The sequence below is a fragment of the Leisingera sp. SS27 genome (genome assembly GCF_028368855.1).
Lineage (GTDB): Bacteria > Pseudomonadota > Alphaproteobacteria > Rhodobacterales > Rhodobacteraceae > Leisingera.
The window spans coordinates 465,593-487,014 of record NZ_JAQNCY010000001.1 but is presented as its reverse complement, the minus strand read 5'-3'; the positions used below and the strand labels follow the sequence as shown (position 1 = coordinate 487,014).

The window sequence follows — 21,422 nt, the reverse complement described above, 5'->3', positions numbered from 1 at the left end:
GTTGAGGCTGGAAGAGACAGGATCCCTTTCATCTGGCCTCAAGTATCCCGGGGGTCCGGGGGCTGGCCCCCGGTCCCGCCGGTTTGGATCAATCCTTCAGGCTTTCCTCGCGCAGGCCGTCGGCCAGCAGGTTCAGGCCCAGAACCAGCGTCAGCAGCGCAAAGGCGGGCGGCAGCGCCGGGTGCAGGTAGATCGACAACAGCTTGCGGCCGTCATTGATCGTTGAGCCCCAGTCCGGGCTTTCCGGCGGCAGGCCAAGGCCGAAGAAGCCCAGGGTGCCCAGCAGGATGGTCGTGTAGCCGATGCGCAGGCAGAAATCGACGATCAGCGGCCCGCGGGCGTTGGGCAGAATCTCCCACAGCATGATGTACCAGGGGCCTTCGCCGCGGGTCTGGGCCGCAGCCACATAGTCGCGGGTTTTGATGTCGAGCGTCAGGCCGCGCACGATACGGAACACCGTGGGCGAGTTGACGAAGACCACCGACACGAACACCACCAGGATACCGCCGGGGATATCGAAGAAGTCCAAAACCTTGGGCAGCCCCGGGATCTTGAAGCCGGTGCTGGTGTTGATCAGGTAGCCGCCGCTGGAGACCAGCTGCAGATACAGCCATATGGCGATGCCAAGAACACCGGCCAGCAGCGGGTTGCGCAGCTTGGGACGGGTGTAATAGCGCGAGTTCAGCAGCACCCCGATGAAGACAATGGGGAACATGAACAGGACGATCGCCATATAATTCGGCACGCCGGTTGCGACGATCTCGGGCGTGACCAGCAGGTAGAACAGAAGGATCACCGGGAAGGCCAGGATCAGGTTTGCCAGGAATGACAGGATGGTGTCCAGCCGTCCGCCGTAATAGCCGGCAGGCAGGCCCAGGGTGATGCCGACCATGAAGGCAAACAATGTGGCCAGCGGGGCGATCTGAACGACCACCCAGGCGCCCTTGATCAGGCGGCTGAACACGTCGCGGGCCAGGTTATCGCCGCCCAGGAGGTACCATTGGTATTCTTCCTCGCCGAGGCCGCGGACCGGGGTGCCGGGCACCTTGTTCTTCATGCCGGAGACTTGAGACAGCGGATCATGCGTCACAATCATGTCCATCGCACCGTAGATGCCGGTGAAGACCCAGAACATAACCAGGGCAAAGCCGATCATGCCGATGGGGCTGTCAAACAGTTTGCCATACAGCCCGAGGCGGCGTTTGAAGGCCGCAGAGAGGGCAAAGAGGATGAGGAGCGAAATCCAGACCGGCGACAGCTGGTAGAGAATCCGCGCGGTGATATCGAGTGCGCTAAGAGGTTCCATGCTTTGCTGCCTTCCTTAGGAGATCCGGATACGCGGGTTGAGGTACACGTAGCCTATGTCGGAAATCATCTGGGTGATCAGAACAACGAAGACGGACACCACGGACACAGCCAGCAGCAGGTCGATGTCGTTGTTTCCGGCAGCTTGCACCAGGATGAAGCCGAAGCCTTTGTAGTTGAACAGGGTTTCCACGATCACCACACCGTTCAAGAGCCAGGGGAACTGCAGCATGATGACCGTGAAGGGGGCGATCAGCGCGTTCCGCAGCGCGTGTTTGATGACGATATTGTGGAAGCTCACACCTTTGAGACGGGCGGTACGGATGTATTGCGCGGTCATCACCTCGGTCATCGAGGCGCGGGTCATCCGGGCGATATATCCCATGCCGTAAAGCGCGATGGTCAGCACCGGCAGGAAGAAGTTTTCAAACGTGGGGTTATCGGTGGCCGCAGTTGCGGTGCCCTTGAACCACTTCAGACCGACGGTGGACGAGGTGAAGACCGCAATGAAGATAACACCAGAGACGTATTCGGGCGTCGCCGTCGTCAGGATGGAGACGGTCGATAGGCCGCGATCCGTTGCGGAGCCTTCTCTCATCCCGGCCAGCACGCCGATGATCAGGGCAGAAGGAACCATCAGCAGCAGAACCCAGCCCATCAGGCGCAGCGTGTTCTGCAAGCGCTCCGAGATAATGCTGGCCACATCTTTCTTGAAAACGCTTGAGTATCCCCAGTCCCCTTGCAGGATACCGCAGAAGGTGGGCGCATTTGCAGCCTCCTCTGCACTCACGGCACCGGTGATGCAGCGGCCGGTGACACCTTCCTCGTTCTCGCGGGTCCAGCCTGGCAGCACGCCAAGCCATTCGCCGTAACGGCTGATCATCCAGCCGCTGTGGCCGTTTTTGTCGAGCCAGCTGGCCACGGCCTCATCCGTCATGCGGAAGTTGCCCTGGGTTTTGGCGAGTTTTTCGAGGTTGGGGTAGAGGTTCGTCAGGAAGAACACGATGAACGTCAGGCACAGGGCCGTCAGCAGCATCACGCCCGAACGGCGGAGAATGAAAAGTCCCATTTGGGTCCCCTGTCAGTCTGGCGGATCGGACCCGGCTCGCGGTGCGGGTCTCTTATCTTTTGAGCTGGAAAGCACCGCCCCTGAGAAGGGGCGGTGCAAAGGTCAGGAGCCGGTCGGGCTTAGGCTGCCCAGCCCCACTTGTAGTGGTGGTGTTCGAAGGAGACGTGCATGTCGGCACCGACAACACCCTCGCGCATGTGGCGGTACAGCGAACGCCAGTAGGGCTGGATGGTCACGCCTTCTTCCTGGATCAGGGCCTGGCCCTTGGCCGAGATTTCACGGCGCTTGTCAGCGTCGGCAATCGAAAGGGCCTGCTCCAGCAGGGCGTCGAACTCAGGGTTGGACCAGCCGAACTCGTTCCAGGCTTCGCCCGACTTATAAGCCAGCGCCCAGATCTGCACGCCCAGCGGGCGGTGGTTCCAGTTGGTCGAGGAGAACGGGTACTTGGCCCAGTCATTCCAGAAGGTCGAGCCGGGCAGAACAGTCCGCTTCACCTTGAAGCCCGCGTCGCGCAGCTGTGCCGCCACCGCGTCGGTGGTGTTCCGGCGCCAGTCGTCGTCAATCGACAGGATTTCATGCTCGAAGTCCATCATGCCGGCTTCTTCCATCAGCGCCTTGGCGCCGGCGGGGTCAACCGCCTGCGGCGGCAGTTCGGCATATTCCGGATGGATCGGGCCAACGTGGTGGTTTTCTGCAGGCTCGCCGCGGCCGCCATAACCCAGTTCCAGGCAGACAGAGTTGTCGACGGCCATCTGGATCGCCTTGCGGACGCGCTTGTCTGCATAGGGTTTCTTGCCGTCGATTTCCGCCAGCTGGTTGGTGCGGATCACGATCGAGGACATGGTCACAACTTCGGACTTCTTGTAGCCGAGGCCGTCCATCACGTCGATGAATTCACCAACCGACTCATAGAGCATGTCCACTTCGTCAGATTCCAGTGCCGCCAGCCAAGACGACGGATCAGTGCCGAAATCCACGTATTCGATGCGATCCAGCGCCGGCTTGCCGTAAATTGCCTCGCCCCACCAGGTGTGGTCGTCGTTGCGTTCCAGAACTGAGCGCACGCCGACTTCCAGCTCTGTCAGCAGGAACGGGCCGGTGCCGACGTTCTGGGTGAAGTCGTTGGTCTGGAAGGAAGAGTGCACGATGGCCGCCGGGTAGTCGGCCATGCCTGCAATCAGCGAGATGTCGGACGCCGGCAGGTTCAGTTTGACGGTGTGGCTGTCCACAACCTCAATGCTGCCTTCAACCGCCTGGCCGGTGTCGCCGTCGACCAGGGTTGCGAAACGGCCGGCCATCGAGTTGCCTTCCAGGCCCTTATCGCACCAGCCGGCGATGTTGCGGGCAACATCTTCGGCGGTGAAGTCGTCACCGTTGTTCCACTTCACGCCTTTGCGGACGTTCAGCGTGTAGACAGTTGCGTCCTCGTTGATTTCCCAGCTCTCCAGCAGCATGCCGGTGAAGGAGCCGTCGTTGTTGTATTCCACCAGGTATTCGATGGTGCCGCGGGTCTTGTTGGCCATCTGCGACCAGTCAAAGGTGCGCGGGTCCTTCAGCGGGCGGACTTCGGTCTGCACGCGCAGGGTGCCGCCCTGCTTTTTCTCTTCAGCCGCCTTAACCGGGGCGGCCAGGCCGATCATGCCATAGGCCGCTGCCGCGGTAACGCCCAGCGAAGTGGCGCGGGTCAGAAACTCACGGCGGTCCAGCTTGCCGTCCAGCACTTCCTTGGCGTGCATCTTGGCGGCCCAATGGATCGGGGCTCCGTTGATGGTGTCTTTGGTCATTTAGGTCTCCCTGTCATTCCGTTCGGTCATTTATGTGCAAAACGGATATTGGCCCGGCTGTGTGCCGGGCGTTTTTGGTTCAGGTTTTGGATTAAAGTTTCCCCATGCCTGCATTCCGGCAGAGATACGGCGTTTCGTCAATGCACAGTTTCGTCGTTTCCGTGTAAAAATACGACATTTCTGGCGTCGGTTTTATTAATACGGACGGCATACATCCGCATACTGTTCAAAACTGCCCAGTAGTTGGGGCGGGCAAGTGTGCAAAATTGCGGCCCATCCGGCCTGTGCCGGGAAACTGTTGAGGGATCAGGCTATTGCGGCTGCCTGCGGGCGGGTTCCCGCAATCCGCGAGGGGGCTGGCCGGTGTGCTGCGAGATGAAGCGGGTGAAATAGGCTGCACTGCCAAAGCCCAGCCGGGACGCGATGTCGCGAATGGGAAGGTCTGAAGTGATGAGCAGTGTCCGTGCGGCGTGCAACTGGCGCTCTGTGAGCAAGGCTGCTGCGGTCTTGCCGGTTGCGGTCTTGCACACCCGGGTCAGATGCGTCGGTGTCACGTTTAGGGCCGCCGCGTGGTCTGCCATGCTGAGCTGTCCGGCTTGGAGGCTGGTGATACGCTGGCAATAGGCCCGGCAGAGGCGCTGCGCTGCGGTTTGCTTGCCTGTTGATGCCGGCTGGCGCCGAAGGGCGACTGCGGCCAGCTCGCACCGGGCCTGAACAGCCTGGTTCCAGTGCGGCTCGCGTGCGGACTGTTCGCGGCTGATGGCCTCAAAGTGCCCGGCCAGGCTGGTCTGCTCCTGCAGGCTGGCGAACCTCTTGTGCACGGGCTCTTCGGGGAACGGCGGCAGCAAGGGGCCCGACATCGTCAGTACCTGGCCCAGGCACTGGCGGCCGAAATCCGCGGACCATAACGTGCCTGCGGGAATGAAGATGACGCTATGCAGCCCAAAGCCGCGCTGTTCGCCGTTCAGCAGGAGGCGGCCCTGTCCGCGGGTGATCCAGATCAGAAGATGGTCGCAGCGGCTGTGTGCCAGACGGGTTTGCCAGCTGCCGTCCGGAGCCAGCCGCACCAGCGGAGCAGCATGGATATCTCTGGGGAAGTCTGAATCGAATGGCATAAGCAATTTTTGGCAGAGGATCCGGAGTCAGTGGCTGAAACTGCTCATGAATTGCTGATTCTGGCAAGTTTTCGCTTATCAGCCTGGAAGATGCTGAAAATTTGAAGGGCTTGCGGCCGGCATCCGCTGCTCAGGTCATTGAGACTTGGTGCCAGTTTTTCATCCTGGCGCGGAACCAGCTGCGCTGACGTTTGGCAAACTGCCGGGTGGCAACCGCCGCACGCTCTTCCGCGTCCTCCAGTGTCAGGCGGCCTTCGGCGTAGCCCATCAGTTCCGGCACGCCAATGGCCTTGCAGGATGGCAGGACCGGATCATACCGGCTGCGCATGGCTTCGATTTCCGCCATGGCGCCCTGATCCAGCATCAGGCCAAAGCGCCGGCGGATGCGGTCCTCCAGCCAGGTTTTGTCCGAGTTGAGGACCATCGCCGTGCAGTTTTTGAGCGGCAGGGCCGGGGCTGGGGTGTCGTCCTGCCAGCTTGCCAAGGGGCGCCCGGTGGCCTTCAGCACTTCCCAAGCGCGCTGCACCCGGGCGCGGTTCATCAGGTCGATGCGGCTGGCGGTTTCCGGATCCAGTTCTGCACGCAATGCCTCCAGCGGCAGGCTGTCAGCTTCGGCCCGCACTGCGGGCGGAGTGGCGGGAATCTCGGCCATGCCTTCTGTCAGAGCAGTGAAGTAGAGGCCGGTGCCGCCGACGATGATCAGACGCTCCGGGCCATTGAGCAGGGGCAGCACCTCACGCAGCCAATGGCCGGCCGAATACTCCGCGTCAAAAGCCACATGGCCGTAAAGCGCATGCGGCGCCTGCGCCTCTTCCTCTGCCGAAGGGCGGGCGGTGATCACCCGCCAGCAGTCATAGACCTGGCTGGCGTCGGCATTGACGATGACGCCGCCTTGGCGGGCCGCAATATCCAGCGCCAGCGCTGATTTTCCTGAGGCGGTGGGGCCAGCAATCAGCACAGGCTTGCCAGGGTCAATGTCGGGCAGGTTCATCCGGGTTCAGTCCGTCTCTTGGGCGTGTTCCGCAAATATGCGCGGAAACTGCGCTGCGCGGATTGAAACCGTCAGCGATTTACTTCATTTTGCCGCGCAAATTAACCCTCACATCTTCTGGAGCGCAACATGCCTCAACCGCAAGAAAAGCCGGAACTGGATCCGGCCGCCGCCTATAAACGCGTCATGCTGAAAATTTCGGGCGAGGCATTGATGGGCGACCAGGGGTTCGGCCTGCATCCGCCGACCGTGCAGCGCATCGCCCGCGAAGTGAAAACCGTGCACGAAATGGGGGTGGAAATCTGCATGGTGATCGGCGGCGGGAACATTTTCCGTGGACTGTCCGGCTCTGCCCAGGGGATGGAGCGCACCACCGCCGACTACATGGGGATGCTGGCCACGGTGATGAACGCGCTGGCAATGCAGTCGGCGCTGGAAGGTCTGGGGGTGTTCACCCGGGTGATCTCCGCTATCCGCATGGATGAAGTCGCGGAGCCCTACATCCGCCGCCGTGCCGTGCGCCACCTGGAGAAAAAGCGGGTCTGCATCTTTGCTGCGGGCACCGGCAATCCCTATTTCACCACCGACACTGCAGCCACGCTGCGCGCCAACGAGATGGCCTGCGAGGCCATCTTCATGGGCAAGAACGGCGTGGACGGGATCTACGACAAAGATCCCAAGGAGCACGCTGATGCGGTCCGCTACGACGAGATCAGCTATGACGATGTCTTTGCTAAACGCCTTAAGGTGATGGACGCTTCTGCCATCGCACTGGCGCGTGACAACAACCTGCCGCTGATCGTCTTCCCGCTGGATGAGCCGGGCGGTTTCCGCGGCATCCTGTCGGGTGAAGGTACCTACACCAAGGTGCAGGGCTGAGCTTCTGAGACGCCACAGGAAAAACCGCTGGCGCTCTGAGCGCTGGCGGTCTTGCTTGTCAGGCCGAAGCCTGGGTCAGAGCGGCTTGATCAATTCCGTGAATTCGGCTGCGGGCAGGCTAGATCTTGCAGCACCGGCGGCGGCGAATCCTCCGCTTGATCGCTATACATCAGCCTTCCAATGGCTTATGAGCCAATGGAAGACCGCCTCAGATAAGGGGAGAGAGCAGCATGTCTGATGATTTTGAACTGGATACCGACGATCTGAAACGCCGCATGGAAGGCGCCATGGCCAACCTGCGCACCGAGTTCGCCTCGCTGCGCACCGGCCGCGCCTCGGCTTCGATGCTGGAGCCGGTGATGGTGGATGCCTATGGCTCAATGACGCCGATCAACCAGGTTGGCACCGTGAACGTGCCGGAGCCGCGCATGGTAACCATCAACGTCTGGGACAAGGGCCTGGTTGGCAAGGTGGAAAAGGCGATCCGCGAATCCGGCCTGGGCATTAATCCGCAGCTGAACGGCACCATCATCATGCTGCCGATCCCGGAACTGAACGAGGAGCGCCGCCGCGAGCTGGGCAAGGTTGCCGGCCAGTACGCCGAGCACGCCCGGGTGTCGATCCGCAACGTGCGCCGCGACGGCATGGACCAGATCAAGAAGGCCAAGGCCGACGGCATGTCGGAAGACGACCAGAAGTTCTGGGAAGCCGAGGTTCAGGACCTGACCGACGCCATGATCAAGCATGTGGACGAGGCGCTTGAGACCAAGCAAGCCGAGATCATGCAGGTCTGACGGGCTGTAATGCCAGGAGACGCAAACCCGCAAGTGCGCGCTGCCGGAGAAGCTCCGGCGGTGCGTTCCGGCCCGCGCCATGTGGCCATCATCATGGATGGCAATGGCCGCTGGGCGCAGGCCCGGGGCCGGCCGCGGCTGTTCGGCCACCATGCCGGCGCGCGCCGGGTCCGTGAAGTTGTCGAGTGCTGCCCGGGTCTGGGCGTGGAATACCTGACCATTTTTGCCTTCTCGACAGAGAACTGGAAGCGCACACAAACCGAAGTCACCGGTTTGATGAGCCTGTTCCGCCGCTATATCTCCAAGGAAATGAATGCCTTGGCTGAGAAGAATGTGCGGGTGCGGTTCATCGGCGACCGGGTGCGGCTGGATGCCAAGCTGACCGGTCTCATGGACAAGCTGGAGCGCAAGACCGAGGGCAACAGCGGCACCCAGCTGACCATCGCACTGAACTATGGCGGCCGCGACGAGGTGGCCCGGGCCACCAAGCGGCTGGCGCGGGACGTGGCCGAGGGCCGGCTGAACCCTGATGACGTCGATGAGGAAACCCTGCCGCGCTACCTGGACACCCATGTGCTGCCAGATCCGGATCTGGTGATCCGCACCAGCGGCGAGGCGCGGATCTCAAACTTCCTGCTGTGGCAGTCGGCCTATGCAGAATACGAATTCATCGACACTCTTTGGCCGGACTTCACGGCTGAGGAACTGGCGCGGCTGTGCAGCAGCTATGGCCGCCGCGACCGCCGGTTCGGGGCTGTTAAGACATGAGCGGTGCCAAGGACCGCTGGGCGGATCTCTTGCCGCGGGCTTTGTCCGCCGTGGTGATGATCGCTGCGGGCGGCGTTGCCGTCTGGTCAGGCGGGCTGATCTTCAATGCAATGATCGCGCTGTGCTGCGGCGGCATGGTGTGGGAATTGGTCCGGATGCTAATGCCGTCGCGCAGCGGCACGGCGCTGCAGCTCGGTGCGATTTCGGCCGCCGCGGTCCTGCTGGCGTCCCTGCTGCCTGCCTTGTGGGTGCTGCCGGTTCTGGCGGCGCCGGTGGCAGCCGGTTTCAGTCAGATCAGCGAACGTCGGCAGTACTTCACTGGTTTTGCCCTGTGGGTGCTGCTGGCGGGTTTCGGCTTTATCTGGCTGCGCGGACAGATGGGCATGGCCTGGATGCTGTGGCTGGTCTGCATTGTGGTGGTGACGGATGTGGCCGGGTACTTTGCAGGCAAGGCCATTGGCGGACCCAAGTTCTGGCCCCGTGTCAGCCCCAAGAAAACCTGGAGCGGCACAGCGTCTGGCTGGATTGCGGCCGCCATCGTCGGCGCAGTTTTTGCAGGACAGATGGGGCAGGGGTTTGGCTTTGTGATCCTGTCGGTTCTTTTGTCGATGGCCAGTCAGGCCGGCGACGTTGCCGAGAGCGCCCTGAAGCGCAAAATGGGCGTCAAGGATTCCAGCGCGCTGATTCCCGGCCATGGCGGCCTGTTCGACCGGTTCGACGGTATGCTGGGCGCGGCGGCCATGTTCTTGGCCGTAGCCGCCTTCTGGGGATAACCAGTCAGGAAAGACCATGCGGAAAATCTCCATCTTCGGTGCCACCGGATCGATTGGCCAGAACACCATCGATCTGATCCGCCGCGCGCCCGAAGCCTACGACGTCGTGGCACTGACTGGCGGTGCCAATATTGCCCAGCTGGCCGAAGACGCCATTGCCTTGCGCGCAGATGTGGCCGTGACCGCTTTTGCGGACCGGCTGCCGGATCTGCGGGCGGCGCTGGAGGGGTCTGGCGTGGAGGCTGCTGCCGGGCAGGCGGCTCTGGTCGAGGCCGCGGGGCGGCCCGCGGATTGGATCATGTCCGCGATTGTTGGCGCTGCCGGGCTGGCGCCGGGGCTGGAGGCGTTGAAACACGGCACCACGCTGGCGCTTGCCAACAAGGAATCCTTGGTTTGCGCAGGCAAGCTGCTGCTGGAAACCGCGGAAAGGCACGGGGCCCGGCTTCTGCCAGTGGACAGTGAACATTCGGCGGTGTTTCAGGGCCTTGCAGGCGAGGACATGAACGCGGTTGAACGGATTGTCATCACCGCGTCGGGCGGCGCTTTCCGTGACTGGCCGCTGGAGGATCTGCCCAAGGCAAGCCTGGCGCAGGCGTCCTCGCATCCCAATTGGGACATGGGTCAAAGGATCACCATCGACAGTGCGTCGATGTTCAACAAGGCGCTGGAAGTCATTGAAACCCGTGAATACTTTGGCGTTCGACCTGAGCAAATCGAGGTGCTGGTGCACCCGGAATCGCTGGTCCATGCGCTGGTCGGCTTCAACGATGGCGCGCTGATGGCGCATCTGGGCGCTGCTGATATGCGCCATGCTATCGGCTATGCGCTGCATTGGCCCGCGCGGCAGGCCCTGCCGGTGGAGCGGCTGGACCTTGCCCGCATCGGTCAGCTGAATTTCCGCGCCCCCGATCCGGCGCGCTATCCGGCGCTTCGGCAGGCATATGAGGTGATGGAGCGGGGCGGCCTGATGGGGGCGGCCTTCAACGCAGCCAAGGAACAGGCGCTGGATGAATTCATCGCCGGGCGCATCCGGTTCACTGACATGGCAGCGGTGACGGCGGCAGTTCTGGAGCGGATTGAGGCGGAAAGCGACCTCATTGATGCCGCAATGACACTTGATAACGTGACCCGGGTTGACCATGTCGCCAGGAAACAGGCGGCTCAGGCCGCCGAAGAACGCATAGGGTAGATCTTTGGACGTACTTTCTTTTGTCCCGCAGTTTGGCGGTTTTCTCTATACCATCGCCAGCTTTGTCATTGCCTTGTCGGTGATCGTGGCGGTGCATGAGTACGGCCATTACATCGTCGGCCGCTGGTCAGGCATCCATGCAGAGGTGTTCTCTCTGGGCTTCGGCCCTGTTCTGTGGAGCCGGGTGGACAAGCACGGCACCCGCTGGCAGGTGGCTGCGCTGCCGTTTGGCGGCTTTGTGAAGTTCCTGGGTGATGCCGATGCGGCCTCGGGCAAGGATGCACAGGCTATGGAGGCCGCTGCGGCTGACCCGGCAGCCTTGCGGCGCACCATGCATGGCGCGCCCCTGTGGGCACGGGGGGCAACAGTTGCGGCAGGCCCGGTGTTCAACTTCGTGATGTCCGCGCTGATCTTCACGGCCATCGCGTTCTCGCAGGGAACCATGCGCGATCCTCTAACGATCGGCTCCCTTGAGACGCTGCCCGGAGCTGCAAACGGGCTTCAGCCGGGGGATGAGCTGATTGCAGCGGGTGGATTGGCAGTGCCCGACTACCTGGATTCAGACGCCTGGGAGGCGTTCCGGGAGGAACTGCCCCAGGAACAGCCGCTGGACTATACCGTGCGCCGGAAGGGCGAGGAGCTGACGGTCAGCGGGCCGTATCTTTACCCGCCTTTTGTGCGGGGCGTTGTTCCGCGCAGCGCCGCCGCTGACGCGGGGCTGGAGCCGGGTGATGTGATCGTTTCGGTCGATGGCGCGCCCTTGGTGTCTTTCGATCAGTTGAAGGAACTGGTTGAGACAGCCGACGGCCGGGTGCTGGTGCTGGATGTGTGGCGCGGCGGCGAAACCGTCGAGATGGCGCTCGCACCGCGGCGCACGGACGAACCGCAGCCGGATGGCGGTTTTGCCACCCGCTGGCGGATCGGAATTGTCGGCGGTCTGGCGTTTTCGCCGGCAACCGAATCCGCAGGGTTCGGCGAAGCGCTGGCGGCGGGCACTTATCAGGTCTGGGCGGTGGTAGAGACCTCTTTGTCGGGCCTGAAGCACATGATCACCGGCGCGATCAGCACCTGTAATCTGTCCGGCCCGATCGGAATTGCCGAAACCTCTGGTGCGATGGCCAGCCAGGGGGCAGAAAGCTTCATCCGGTTTATCGCGGTTCTGTCGACGGCCGTAGGGTTGTTGAACCTGTTCCCTGTGCCTGCGCTCGATGGCGGACATCTGATGTTCTACGCTTATGAGGCCGTTGCAGGCCGTCCGCCCAGCGACAGGGCGGTTCGGGTTCTGATGACCTTTGGCATCGCGGTGGTGTTGTCGCTGATGCTGTTTGCGTTGGGTAACGACTTGTTCTGCTGAACGGGCACCGGTTTAAAGTTCCCGGCCAAGGGCGGCCACAGTGCCGCCCAAGTGCTGCCACAATCCCGCATTAACTTTTCTTCAACCCGCTGGCAGGACCTTCTGCTGCTTGCCGGCGGCTGGGTGAAGAACTGGGGAAAGTGATGCACGTACTCTCGCAATCATATCACGGCCTTGGCCTTCTGGTCCGGCTGAATTGGGACCGGGCACTGACCGGTTTCGCGATCTTTGGTGCGCTTGCTGCAGGCGCCTGGCTCGCCTCTTTGTGATTCCCGCAACCGGCGCGGCAGCCCGCTGCGCGCCTTACCCCGATGAAGCGCCTTAGTTGGTTTTGACAAGCGCTTTCAAACCCGGTACGCACATCCCAAAGCTGCTATAATAATCGGGTTCTGAAAAATGGTTTGGGGGAAAATCGCAGGCAAGTCCTGTGTCGAGCGCAAGTCGGGCATCAATATCTTGTACCGGAAAGTTTCTGCTATTTCTCTGGCAGTTGCGCTGGGTTACGCGCTGGCACCGCTGTCGGCTGAGGCGCAAAGCTACCGTTTCAATTCGGTGCAGGTCGAAGGCAACCAGCGCATCCAGACGTCCACGGTTGTGGCCTATACCGGCATCGAGCGCGGCCAGACTGTCAGCGCGGGCGAGCTGAACGATGCCTACCAGCGCATTCTTGACAGTGGCGTATTTGAAACAGTGGAAATCGTGCCGCGCGGCAGCACTCTGGTGATCAAGGTCACTGAATTCCCGACCATCAATCAAATCAGTTTTGAGGGCAACAAACGCCTGAAAGACGACGCGCTCACCCAGATCATCGAATCTGCTCCGCGCCGGGTGTTCAACCCCAGCCAGGCAGAGCGTGACGCCGCTTCAATCGCCGAAGCCTACAGTGTGCAAGGGCGCCTAGCCTCACGCGTGACCCCGCGGATTATCCGCCGCAGCAACAACCGCGTTGACCTGGTCTTCGAGATCTCCGAAGGCGATACCATCGAAGTGGAGCGCGTTTCCTTCACCGGCAACCGCGTCTATTCCGACCGCCGCCTGCGCCGGGTCCTGGAAACCAAGCAAGCCGGCCTGCTGCGCGGCTTCATCCGCTCTGATACGCTGATTGAGGACCGGCTGGAGTTTGACAAGCAGGTGCTGCGGGACTTCTACCTGTCGCGCGGCTATGTTGATTTCCGCGTGAACAGCACCAACGCCGAAGTGACCGAAGAACGCGATGCAGTGTTCCTGGTCGTTGACGTGACAGAGGGGCAGCAGTTCAAATTCGGCAATATCACTGTCAGCAGTGAAATGGCTGAGGCGGATGCGGACGAGTTCGCATCGACCCTGAGGATCAAGCCGGGTGTTACCTACACGCCGACGCTGGTCGAAAATGCAATCGACCGGATGGAAGGTCTGGCCGTCCGCAAGGAAATCGACTTCCTGCGGGTCGAACCGCGGGTCACCCGCAATGACCGCGACCTGACGCTGGACATCGAATTTGTTCTGACCCGAGGCCCGCGCGTCTTTGTCGAACGGATCGACATTGAGGGCAACACCACCACGCTGGACCGGGTTGTCCGCCAGCAGTTTGCCTCTGTCGAGGGCGACCCCTTCAATCCGCGTTCCATCCGCAACAGCGCGGAACGGATCCGGGCGCTTGGATTCTTTGCAAATGCGGATGTTGAAACCCGCGAAGGCAGTTCTGCCGATCAGGTGATCGTCGATGTGGATGTCGAAGAGCAGCCAACCGGCTCGCTGAACCTGGGTGGTGCATACTCGGTGACCGATGGTTTTGGCCTTAGTATCGGCCTGACGGAAAACAATTTCCTGGGCCGCGGGCAGCGTCTGTCTTTCAATATTGCAACCGCAACCGAGTCAGATTCGTATGTTCTGGGCTTCACCGAACCCTATCTGCTGGGACGGAAGCTGCGTTTCGATCTTGATCTCGGTTTGAATGAAACGGATTCCAGTTTCTCGGAGTATCGAACCAAGCGTGTATTCTTCCGACCGGCACTGACATTCGACACCGGGGAGGATACTTCTCTACAAGTCCGCTATACGTGGGATGCGGATGAGATGCTGTTTGATGATGACGATACCAACCAGAATCTGGCAGGACCAGTGGTGCGGAACGAGATCGCGCAGGGCGAGCGCAACGCCAGTGCGATCGGGTTTACCTACCGCTATGACAGCCGCCTGACCGGGCTGGATCCGACCGCAGGCTTCCTGGTTGAAATCGGTGCGGACTATGCCGGTATCGGCGGGGATTCCGAGTACATCAAGGCAACAACCAAGCTGATTGCACAGAAGCAGATCTTCAACGAGGAAGTGACGATCCGCGCGACCCTTGAGGCTGGAGCCTTCCAGTGGGAAGGCAGCGGCAGCAGCCGCTCTATCGACCGATTTGTTCTGACGCCGTCTGTCATGCGCGGTTTTGAACCCGGCGGTATTGGTCCGCGGGACCAAAGCCCCGGCAATCCGGGCGGCGGCAATTACAACGACTTCCTTGGCGGCAACTATTACGCTGTTGCGCGTTTCGACGCAGAGTTCCCGCTCGGCCTGCCTGAGGAACTGGGGATGCGCGGCGGCTTGTTCTACGATGTCGGCGGGCTTTGGGGCCTTCAGGATGTTGACACAACAGGCGCCACCATTGTCGGCCGCAACAGGTCTTTCCGCCATGTGGTTGGCGTATCGCTGCTGTGGACCACAGGGTTTGGCCCGCTGCGGTTCAACTTCTCCAAAGCTCTCCAGAAAGAGGACTTCGACGAAGAGCAGACCTTTGACCTGACCTTGCAGGCGAGGTTCTGATCTGGTGCCGCGGTTTGCGCCCGGAAACTGGGCAGCGTTTGGCCTTGCCCTTGCGCTGAATTGGTTTTCGGCGCCATTCGGACACGCCCAGGACGCCAATGCAAACGGAGGAACTGAGTTCCAGCTGGGGCTGCCGCAAAGCGGTATCCTCACAATCCAGCCGGACCGCCTGTTTTCCGAAAGCGCCTTTGGCAAACGGGTGGAGCGAGAGATTGAGGCCGAAGGCGCGGTTCTGACTGCCGAAAACCGCCGGATAGAAGCGGAACTGCGCCAAGAAGAACTGGAACTGACCGAACGGCGCAATGGGATGGAGCCGGAAGCCTTTCGTGCCTTGGCGGATTCCTTTGACGAGAAAGTGCAGGAAACCCGCCTCCGCCAGGATCAGAAACTGCGGGAGATCTCCCAGATGGGTGAGGATGCCAGGCGTGAGTTCATAGCGGCGTCGCTGCCAGTGCTTCAGCAGATTATGCGCGAAACCGGTGCAGGCGCGATCCTCGACCACTCCTCGGTGTTTCTGAGTGCCGATGCCGCCGATATCACGTCATTGGCAATTGCGCGGATTGATGCTGTTTTGGGGGATGGTGCCGCGGACGAGGCTGGCGAACACTGAGCGTGCGAACTTGCCCAACGGCTGTTCGCTTGCTAGGGACAGCGCAGTATTTTTCACGTAGACGGGAAACCACGCATGACCACCGAGCTGCAAAGCGCTGACATTCAACTGATCCAGCGGATCCTGCCGCACCGCTACCCGTTCCTGCTGGTCGACAAGGTGGTCGACATCGACAGCTATAAATCGGCCCGGGGCATCAAGAATGTCACCATGAACGAACCGCATTTCCAGGGTCATTTCCCGGGCACGCCGATCATGCCGGGTGTCACTATCGTCGAGGCGATGGCGCAGACCGCGGGTGTGATGCTGGGTGTTGGCATGGATATGGTCGACACCGATCTGCTGATCTACTTCATGAACATCGACAAGTGCAAATTCCGCCGCAAGGTGGTGCCGGGCGACGTGCTGGAAATGCATGTGGAAACTCTGCGCGGCAAGCCGGGCGGCAAGATCTTCAAGTTCCTGGGCCGGGCAACGGTTGAGGGGGAAGTGGCCGCAGAGGCTGAGTTCACCGCAATGGTCGACCGCCAGGCCGAGGGCAGCTGAGATGAGCAAGATTCACCCCAGTGCCGTGATAGAAGAGGGCGCCAAGCTTGGAAGGGACTGCGAGATCGGCCCGTTCTGCGTGGTTGGCGCTGAAGCGGTTCTGGGGGACCGGGTTGTTCTGAAATCCCATGTCGTTGTTACCGGCGATACCGAAATCGGTGACGAGACAGTGGTTTTCCCCTTTGCGGTGCTGGGTGAGATCCCGCAGGATCTGAAGTTCAAGGGCGAGAAGTGCAAGACCGTGATCGGCAAGCGCAACCGCATCCGCGAGCATGTGACGGTGAATGCCGGAACAGAGGGTGGCGGCGGTGTGACCAAGATCGGTGATGACGGATTGTTCATGGCAGGCTGCCACATCGCCCATGACGCCCAGGTCGGCGACCGGGTGATCGTGGTGAACTCTGCCGCGGTGGCGGGCCATTGCGTGCTGGAGGATGATGTGATCATCGGCGGGTTGTCCGGTATCCATCAATGGGTGCGGATCGGACGCGGTGCCATCATCGGTGCGGTCACAATGGTGACCAATGACGTGATTCCCTATGGTCTGGTTCAGGCGCAGCGCGGCGAACTGGACGGGCTCAACTTGGTGGGCCTCAAGCGCCGAGGTGTCGCCCGCAGCGACATTACTGCCTTGCGTGCAGCCTTCCAGATGCTGGCCCAGGGCGAGGGCACCTTCCAGGAGCGTGCCAAGCGGCTGGGTGATGAAACCGAGAGCCAGTACGTGCAGGAAATCGTCTCTTTCATCACCGGCGAGAGCGACCGCTCTTTCCTGACACCGGGGGGCTGACGCGATGCTGGCAGTGATTGCAGGGACCGGCGCGCTGCCGGCTGAAGTGGCCGCGCATGCACCGGGCCGTCCGCTGATTTGCGCGATGGCAGGGGCCGAGCCGGATATGGTCGATCCTGAGATCACCTTCCGGTTTGAACAGCTTGGCAGCTTTCTGGAGCGGCTGCAGGCGGCAGAGGTGACCGAGATTTGCCTGGCAGGTGCCGTGCGCCGACCTCAGATTGACCCCTCTGCCATTGATGCGGCCACGATGCCGCTGGTACCGGTGCTGCAAGCGGCGCTGGCGGCCGGTGACGATGGCGCCTTGCGGGCCATCATGGGCATTTTTGAGCAGGCCGGTTTTGCCGTGCGCGCCGCCCATGAGGTGGCGCCGGACCTGCTGATGGATGCTGGCGTGCCGACCAAAGTGCAGCCGGGCGAGCTGGACAAGGCGGATGCGGAACGCGGCGCAGAGATCGTCGCGGCAATGTCGGCGGCTGACATCGGGCAGTCCTGCGCCGTGCGCAAGCAGCAGGCAATTGCGGTTGAGAACCTGTTTGGAACGGATTGGATGCTGGCCGCCCTGCAGCAGCGGCCGGACGGTCAGGGCGGGTTGCTGTTCAAGGCGCCGAAACCCGGTCAGGACCGCCGCGCAGACCTGCCCGCGATCGGGGTGGAAACGGTTGAAGCTGCGGCCAAGGCCGGCCTTTCCGGTATGGTGCTGGAAGCGGGCGGTGTCATCGTTCTGGATCAGGATGCCGTGGTTGCGGCCTGTGACCGGCTCGGTCTGTTCCTCTGGCTGCGCGAGGCATGAGCCTGCGGGTCTTCGTCCTGGCTGGCGAGCCTTCGGGCGACCGGCTGGGCGGCGCGCTTATGGCAGGCCTGAAACAACTGTCACCCGGCGTTCAATTCGATGGTGTCGGCGGGACGCTGATGGCGGAGCAGGGGCTGACCTCCCTTTTCCCCATGGATGAGCTGTCGGTGATGGGGCTTGCAGAAGTGCTGCCCAAGTACCGCCACCTCAAGCGCCGGATCCGCGAGACGGCAGAGGCTGTCATCGAGAGCAAGCCGGATGTGCTGATCACGATCGACAGCCCGGATTTTTCCCTGCGCGTGGCGCGGCTGGTCAAGGAGCGCAGTAATATCCGAACCGTGCACTACGTTGCACCTTCGGTCTGGGCGTGGCGGCCCAAGCGGGCGCAGAAGATGGCGGAAGTCATCGACCATGTGCTGGCGCTGTTGCCGTTTGAGCCCCCCTATATGGAAGCGGCTGGGATGGACTGCGACTTTGTCGGCCACCCGGTGGTGGCGGAGCCGCAGGCCACGGACGCAGAGATTGCCGCATTCCGCAGTGAATTCAGCCTGAACGGCGCGCCTTTTGTGCTGGCGCTGCCCGGCTCGCGCCGGTCTGAAGTCTCGCGGCTGGCACCGGAGTTCGGCAAGGCGCTGCTTAAGTTCTGTGCAAGGCATCCAGACTACCGGATTGTGGTTCCTGCAGCTGGACCTGTTGCGGGCTTTGTGCAGGACGCCTTGCAGAACTGGCCGGGCGGAACGGTGCTGGTCGATCCGAACAAATATGACGCCGCTTCGGCCAAGGCGCACAAACGTGCAGCCTTTGCCTCTGCCAGCCTGGCGCTGGCCGCGTCCGGCACGGTGTCGCTGGAACTGGCCGCAGCCCGTACACCGATGGTGATCGCTTATAAGTTTCAATGGCTCACCTGGCAGATCATGAAACGCATGGCACTGATCGACACGGTGACGCTGGTCAATCTGGTGAGCGATACCCGCGTGGTGCCGGAATGCCTGGGGCCCGATTGCACGCCAGAGAACATCTCCGCCAGGCTGGAAGCGCTGGCAGAGAACCCAAGCGACCAAATGGACGCGATGGAATTGACCATGGCGCGCCTGGGGCAGGGTGGAGAGGCTCCGGGTCTGCGTGCCGCGCGGGCGGTTCTTAGCCGGCTGCCAGCTGGCTGAGGCCACGGCGCAGCGGATGCAGAGCCTCCGCCGCGTGTCTTCCGGTGGCGCGGATGCTTGGGCATCCGCGCGGCGCTTACCGCAGGGCTGCTGCGGAAAAAACACCGCTGCGAAAGCCGAAAAATTTGCTGGTTTTGCTGAGAAGCGCCTGAGGGCAGATCTGCCCTCAGGCGCCAATCCGAGTATGGTTTTAAGGTGCCGCGTCAAGGACAAGCCGCGCGTGCCGCGCGGAGGCTGCGCCTTCCTTGACCCGGAGTTGCGGGCAGGGGATCAGTAGCCGCGCCAGATCCAGCCTCCGCCGAAGATGCGGCTGCCTTCACTGGCGTAAAACACACATGCCTGACCGGGGGAGACACCTTCCTCCGGCGTCAGCAGCTCCACCTCGGCGGTGGTATCGGTCAGCGGCCGGATGATTGCCTCGCGCGGCGGGCGGGTGGAGCGGACCTTGACCTTCAGATGCCATTCTTCGCGGGAGGTAAAGGGTTCATCGCCCAGCCAGTTGATCTCGCGCACCGGGATGGTGCGGGTCGCCAGCAGCTCCTTGGGGCCGACAACCACCTGTTTCTTGTCAACGTCCAGCTTCACAACATAAAGCGGCTCTGACAGGCCGCCGATGCCGAGACCGCGGCGCTGGCCGATTGTGTAGTGGATGACGCCCTCATGGCTGCCCAGTACCCGGCCGTCCGAGTGCACGATTTCGCCCGGTTCTGCCGCACCGGGGCGCAGTTTTTCGATCACGCTGGCGTAATTGCCGTCCGGAACAAAGCAGATGTCCTGGCTGTCGGGCTTGTCCGCTACCGCAAGGCCGTATTGTGCTGCCATCTCGCGGGTGGCGTCCTTCGAGGGCAGGTGACCCAGCGGAAAGCGCAGGTAATCCAGCTGCTCCGGCGTGGTGGAGAACAGGAAATAGCTTTGGTCGCGGTTGGCGTCCTCTGCCGAATGCAGTTCCGGCCCGTGCTCGCCCATCTTGCGCTGGATGTAATGGCCGGTTGCCATGCAGTCGGCCTCCAGATCCTTGGCGGTTTCCAGAAGGTCTTTGAACTTCACCCGCTCGTTGCAGCGGATGCAGGGCACCGGGGTAGCACCTGCCAGATAGCTGTCGGCGAACTCGTCAATCACCGCATCTTTAAAAATGTTCTCATAATCCAGAACGTAATGCGGGAAGCCGCGCTCCTCTGCCACGCGGCGTGCGTCGTGGATATCGATGCCCGCGCAGCAGGCGCCCTTTTTGGCCAGCGCCGCGCCGTGATCGTAAAGCTGAAGCGTGACGCCCACCACGTCATAGCCCTGATCGGCCAAATATGCAGCAACAACAGAGCTGTCGACGCCGCCGGACATGGCCACCACCACCCGGGTTTCCGAGGGCGGTTTGGCAAAGCCGAGCGAGTTCAGTTCCAGGTCTTGGTCCAGCGCCATGGGGCAGCTCCTAAAGGCAAGGGGGCAGGCGCCGCAGAATATATGAAAATCCTAAGGACTCTCAAGGGGCGTGGTTCATGCAGCGTTAAGCCTGATGGGAAATTCTGGTGCCAGACCCAACGAGCAAGATCTTCAGAGGGAAGAAAGATGTTTTTGAAGAAAGTCGACGGGCCGCGGGCAGTCACCCTGCCGGACGGAACCATCATGACCCGGGCGGATCTGCCGCCGGAAACCACCAAGCGCTGGGTGGCCTCGCGCAAGGCGGCTGTGGTGCGCGGTGTTCTCTACGGGCTGCTGCCGCAAAAGGAAGCGATGCGCCGCTATGGGCTGAGCGAGGAAGAGTTCCGCAGCTGGGTCGCGGCCGTTGCCGATCATGGCGAAGAGGCCCTGAAAACCACACGTCTCAAGAAATTCCGTGATCAGGACGCAAAATAAATCAGGCCGCCCTTGAGTTGAAATTCTAAATTAACCATCATGGTAACGAGGCATTAACTTTTTTCCACCAAGGTTAACGCGACCTGAGGGAAACAGTGTACAGGCGGAGAAAATAATATGCGCATTCTGCTGGTTGAGGATGATCCGACCACGGCAAAAAGCATCGAGCTGATGCTGACCCATGCCAACCTGAACGTTTATACGACGGATCTGGGGGAAGAAGGGATCGATCTGGCCAAACTTTACGACTATGACCTGATCCTTTTGGATCTGGGGCTGCCGGATATGAACGGCCACGAGGTGCTGCGCCAGCTGCGCATGTCCCGCATCGAAACCCCCATTCTGATCCTGTCCGGTGCCGACGATACTGAGAACAAGATCAAGGGCTTCGGCTTTGGTGCGGACGACTATCTGACTAAACCTTTCCACCGCGAGGAACTGGTGGCGCGGATCCATGCGATCATCCGGCGCTCCAAGGGCCATTCGCAGTCGATTATCAAGACCGGCAAGATCGCGGTCAACCTGGACGCCAAGACGGTGGAAGCCGGCGGCAAGGCCGTGCATCTGACCGGCAAGGAATACCAGATGCTGGAGCTTCTGTCCCTGCGCAAGGGCACCACGCTGACCAAAGAGATGTTCCTGAACCATCTTTATGGCGGCATGGATGAGCCGGAACTGAAGATCATCGATGTTTTCATCTGCAAGTTGCGTAAGAAACTCAGTAACGCGACGGATGGCGAGAACTATATCGAAACCGTCTGGGGCCGCGGCTATGTGCTGCGCGATCCGCAGGAGGATCATATGTCTGGCGGTCAGCGGATGGCTGTCGGCGCCTGAAAGGATGAACACCCCGGCGGCGCGTGA

21 protein-coding genes are annotated in these 21,422 nt (G+C 61.5%); 15 read left to right on the top strand and 6 right to left on the bottom strand.

Annotation, left to right across the window (positions count from 1 at the left end):
• Window positions 1-88: 88 nt before the first annotated feature.
• The 5 genes from N6L27_RS02330 to miaA form a co-directional block, all read right to left on the bottom strand.
• A complete protein-coding gene (locus N6L27_RS02330; RefSeq protein WP_271905471.1) occupies window positions 89-1,306 on the bottom strand; it encodes an ABC transporter permease in 1,218 nt (405 codons plus the stop codon).
• Between the two features lie 15 nt (window positions 1,307-1,321).
• Entirely contained in the window at window positions 1,322-2,374 is a 1,053-nt protein-coding gene (locus N6L27_RS02325; RefSeq protein ID WP_271905470.1) for an ABC transporter permease, read from the bottom strand.
• A 119-nt stretch (window positions 2,375-2,493) separates the two neighbouring features.
• Window positions 2,494-4,158 (bottom strand): ABC transporter substrate-binding protein, encoded by a 1,665-nt coding sequence (locus N6L27_RS02320; protein WP_271905469.1) that lies wholly within the window; start codon window positions 4,156-4,158, stop codon window positions 2,494-2,496.
• A gap of 311 nt (window positions 4,159-4,469) precedes the next feature.
• Window positions 4,470-5,273: a helix-turn-helix transcriptional regulator gene (locus tag N6L27_RS02315; RefSeq protein WP_271905467.1), complete on the bottom strand. Its 804-nt coding sequence runs from the start codon at window positions 5,271-5,273 to the stop codon at window positions 4,470-4,472.
• A gap of 130 nt (window positions 5,274-5,403) precedes the next feature.
• Window positions 5,404-6,264 (bottom strand): tRNA (adenosine(37)-N6)-dimethylallyltransferase MiaA, encoded by an 861-nt coding sequence (gene miaA, locus N6L27_RS02310; protein WP_271905466.1) that lies wholly within the window; start codon window positions 6,262-6,264, stop codon window positions 5,404-5,406.
• Between the two features lie 129 nt (window positions 6,265-6,393).
• On the opposite strand from miaA, the gene pyrH reads away from it, so the two are divergent.
• The 13 genes from pyrH (at window position 6,394) to lpxB (ending at window position 18,707) form a co-directional block, all read left to right on the top strand.
• Window positions 6,394-7,143 (top strand): UMP kinase, encoded by a 750-nt coding sequence (pyrH, locus tag N6L27_RS02305; RefSeq protein ID WP_271905465.1) that lies wholly within the window; start codon window positions 6,394-6,396, stop codon window positions 7,141-7,143.
• A 230-nt stretch (window positions 7,144-7,373) separates the two neighbouring features.
• Window positions 7,374-7,937: a ribosome recycling factor gene (gene frr / locus N6L27_RS02300; RefSeq protein ID WP_065266850.1), complete on the top strand. Its 564-nt coding sequence runs from the start codon at window positions 7,374-7,376 to the stop codon at window positions 7,935-7,937.
• Window positions 7,938-7,946: 9 nt separating this feature from the next.
• Window positions 7,947-8,705 (top strand): isoprenyl transferase, encoded by a 759-nt coding sequence (locus tag N6L27_RS02295; RefSeq protein ID WP_271905464.1) that lies wholly within the window; start codon window positions 7,947-7,949, stop codon window positions 8,703-8,705.
• Window positions 8,702-9,478: a phosphatidate cytidylyltransferase gene (locus tag N6L27_RS02290; protein WP_271905463.1), complete on the top strand. Its 777-nt coding sequence runs from the start codon at window positions 8,702-8,704 to the stop codon at window positions 9,476-9,478. The genes N6L27_RS02295 and N6L27_RS02290 overlap by 4 nt, the downstream gene beginning before the upstream one ends.
• A gap of 16 nt (window positions 9,479-9,494) precedes the next feature.
• On the top strand, window positions 9,495-10,667 hold the full coding sequence (dxr, locus tag N6L27_RS02285; RefSeq protein ID WP_271905462.1) for a 1-deoxy-D-xylulose-5-phosphate reductoisomerase: 1,173 nt from the start codon (window positions 9,495-9,497) through the stop codon (window positions 10,665-10,667).
• Window positions 10,668-10,671: 4 nt separating this feature from the next.
• Window positions 10,672-12,021, top strand: a complete 1,350-nt coding sequence (rseP, locus tag N6L27_RS02280) for an RIP metalloprotease RseP (RefSeq protein ID WP_271905461.1) — start codon at window positions 10,672-10,674, stop codon at window positions 12,019-12,021.
• 143 nt (window positions 12,022-12,164) lie between these two features.
• On the top strand, window positions 12,165-12,290 hold the full coding sequence (locus N6L27_RS02275) for a hypothetical protein (RefSeq protein WP_271905460.1): 126 nt from the start codon (window positions 12,165-12,167) through the stop codon (window positions 12,288-12,290).
• A gap of 127 nt (window positions 12,291-12,417) precedes the next feature.
• A complete protein-coding gene (gene bamA / locus N6L27_RS02270; protein WP_271905459.1) occupies window positions 12,418-14,808 on the top strand; it encodes an outer membrane protein assembly factor BamA in 2,391 nt (796 codons plus the stop codon).
• Between the two features lie 55 nt (window positions 14,809-14,863).
• Window positions 14,864-15,418 carry an OmpH family outer membrane protein gene (locus N6L27_RS02265; protein ID WP_442915727.1) on the top strand — a complete coding sequence of 185 codons (555 nt, stop codon included), beginning with the start codon at window positions 14,864-14,866 and terminating at the stop codon, window positions 15,416-15,418.
• Between the two features lie 75 nt (window positions 15,419-15,493).
• Window positions 15,494-15,964, top strand: a complete 471-nt coding sequence (gene fabZ / locus N6L27_RS02260; protein WP_065266844.1) for a 3-hydroxyacyl-ACP dehydratase FabZ — start codon at window positions 15,494-15,496, stop codon at window positions 15,962-15,964.
• 1 nt (window position 15,965) lies between these two features.
• Window positions 15,966-16,751, top strand: coding sequence for an acyl-ACP--UDP-N-acetylglucosamine O-acyltransferase (gene lpxA / locus N6L27_RS02255; RefSeq protein ID WP_271905458.1), 786 nt, complete (start codon window positions 15,966-15,968; stop codon window positions 16,749-16,751).
• Window positions 16,752-16,755: 4 nt separating this feature from the next.
• Entirely contained in the window at window positions 16,756-17,544 is a 789-nt protein-coding gene (locus N6L27_RS02250; protein ID WP_271905457.1) for an LpxI family protein, read from the top strand.
• Complete coding sequence (lpxB, locus tag N6L27_RS02245) at window positions 17,541-18,707, top strand: lipid-A-disaccharide synthase (protein WP_271905456.1); 1,167 nt, start codon at window positions 17,541-17,543, stop codon at window positions 18,705-18,707. Before N6L27_RS02250 ends, lpxB begins: the two co-directional genes overlap by 4 nt.
• Before the next feature lie 270 nt (window positions 18,708-18,977).
• Here lpxB and mnmA read toward each other — a convergent pair whose 3' ends face one another.
• Entirely contained in the window at window positions 18,978-20,123 is a 1,146-nt protein-coding gene (gene mnmA / locus N6L27_RS02240; protein ID WP_271905455.1) for a tRNA 2-thiouridine(34) synthase MnmA, read from the bottom strand.
• 147 nt (window positions 20,124-20,270) lie between these two features.
• Here mnmA and sciP point away from each other — a divergent pair, with 147 nt between their 5' ends.
• Window positions 20,271-20,558 carry a CtrA inhibitor SciP gene (sciP, locus tag N6L27_RS02235; RefSeq protein WP_019296169.1) on the top strand — a complete coding sequence of 96 codons (288 nt, stop codon included), beginning with the start codon at window positions 20,271-20,273 and terminating at the stop codon, window positions 20,556-20,558.
• Between the two features lie 117 nt (window positions 20,559-20,675).
• On the top strand, window positions 20,676-21,395 hold the full coding sequence (ctrA, locus tag N6L27_RS02230; protein ID WP_271905454.1) for a response regulator transcription factor CtrA: 720 nt from the start codon (window positions 20,676-20,678) through the stop codon (window positions 21,393-21,395).
• The last annotated feature ends 27 nt before the right edge of the window (window positions 21,396-21,422 follow it).

What these genes read in the sequence shown, in the direction of transcription:
- N6L27_RS02330 (WP_271905471.1), bottom strand. Translation starts at nt 1,306, where the DNA reads ATGGAACCTCTTAGCGCACTCGATATCACCGCGCGGATTCTCTACCAG.
- N6L27_RS02325 (WP_271905470.1), bottom strand. Translation starts at nt 2,374, where the DNA reads ATGGGACTTTTCATTCTCCGCCGTTCGGGCGTGATGCTGCTGACGGCC.
- N6L27_RS02320 (WP_271905469.1), bottom strand. Translation starts at nt 4,158, where the DNA reads ATGACCAAAGACACCATCAACGGAGCCCCGATCCATTGGGCCGCCAAG.
- N6L27_RS02315 (WP_271905467.1), bottom strand. Translation starts at nt 5,273, where the DNA reads ATGCCATTCGATTCAGACTTCCCCAGAGATATCCATGCTGCTCCGCTG.
- miaA (WP_271905466.1), bottom strand. Translation starts at nt 6,264, where the DNA reads ATGAACCTGCCCGACATTGACCCTGGCAAGCCTGTGCTGATTGCTGGC.
- pyrH (WP_271905465.1), top strand. Translation starts at nt 6,394, where the DNA reads ATGCCTCAACCGCAAGAAAAGCCGGAACTGGATCCGGCCGCCGCCTAT.
- frr (WP_065266850.1), top strand. Translation starts at nt 7,374, where the DNA reads ATGTCTGATGATTTTGAACTGGATACCGACGATCTGAAACGCCGCATG.
- N6L27_RS02295 (WP_271905464.1), top strand. Translation starts at nt 7,947, where the DNA reads ATGCCAGGAGACGCAAACCCGCAAGTGCGCGCTGCCGGAGAAGCTCCG.
- N6L27_RS02290 (WP_271905463.1), top strand. Translation starts at nt 8,702, where the DNA reads ATGAGCGGTGCCAAGGACCGCTGGGCGGATCTCTTGCCGCGGGCTTTG.
- dxr (WP_271905462.1), top strand. Translation starts at nt 9,495, where the DNA reads ATGCGGAAAATCTCCATCTTCGGTGCCACCGGATCGATTGGCCAGAAC.
- N6L27_RS02275 (WP_271905460.1), top strand. Translation starts at nt 12,165, where the DNA reads ATGCACGTACTCTCGCAATCATATCACGGCCTTGGCCTTCTGGTCCGG.
- bamA (WP_271905459.1), top strand. Translation starts at nt 12,418, where the DNA reads ATGGTTTGGGGGAAAATCGCAGGCAAGTCCTGTGTCGAGCGCAAGTCG.
- fabZ (WP_065266844.1), top strand. Translation starts at nt 15,494, where the DNA reads ATGACCACCGAGCTGCAAAGCGCTGACATTCAACTGATCCAGCGGATC.
- lpxA (WP_271905458.1), top strand. Translation starts at nt 15,966, where the DNA reads ATGAGCAAGATTCACCCCAGTGCCGTGATAGAAGAGGGCGCCAAGCTT.
- N6L27_RS02250 (WP_271905457.1), top strand. Translation starts at nt 16,756, where the DNA reads ATGCTGGCAGTGATTGCAGGGACCGGCGCGCTGCCGGCTGAAGTGGCC.
- lpxB (WP_271905456.1), top strand. Translation starts at nt 17,541, where the DNA reads ATGAGCCTGCGGGTCTTCGTCCTGGCTGGCGAGCCTTCGGGCGACCGG.
- mnmA (WP_271905455.1), bottom strand. Translation starts at nt 20,123, where the DNA reads ATGGCGCTGGACCAAGACCTGGAACTGAACTCGCTCGGCTTTGCCAAA.
- sciP (WP_019296169.1), top strand. Translation starts at nt 20,271, where the DNA reads ATGTTTTTGAAGAAAGTCGACGGGCCGCGGGCAGTCACCCTGCCGGAC.
- ctrA (WP_271905454.1), top strand. Translation starts at nt 20,676, where the DNA reads ATGCGCATTCTGCTGGTTGAGGATGATCCGACCACGGCAAAAAGCATC.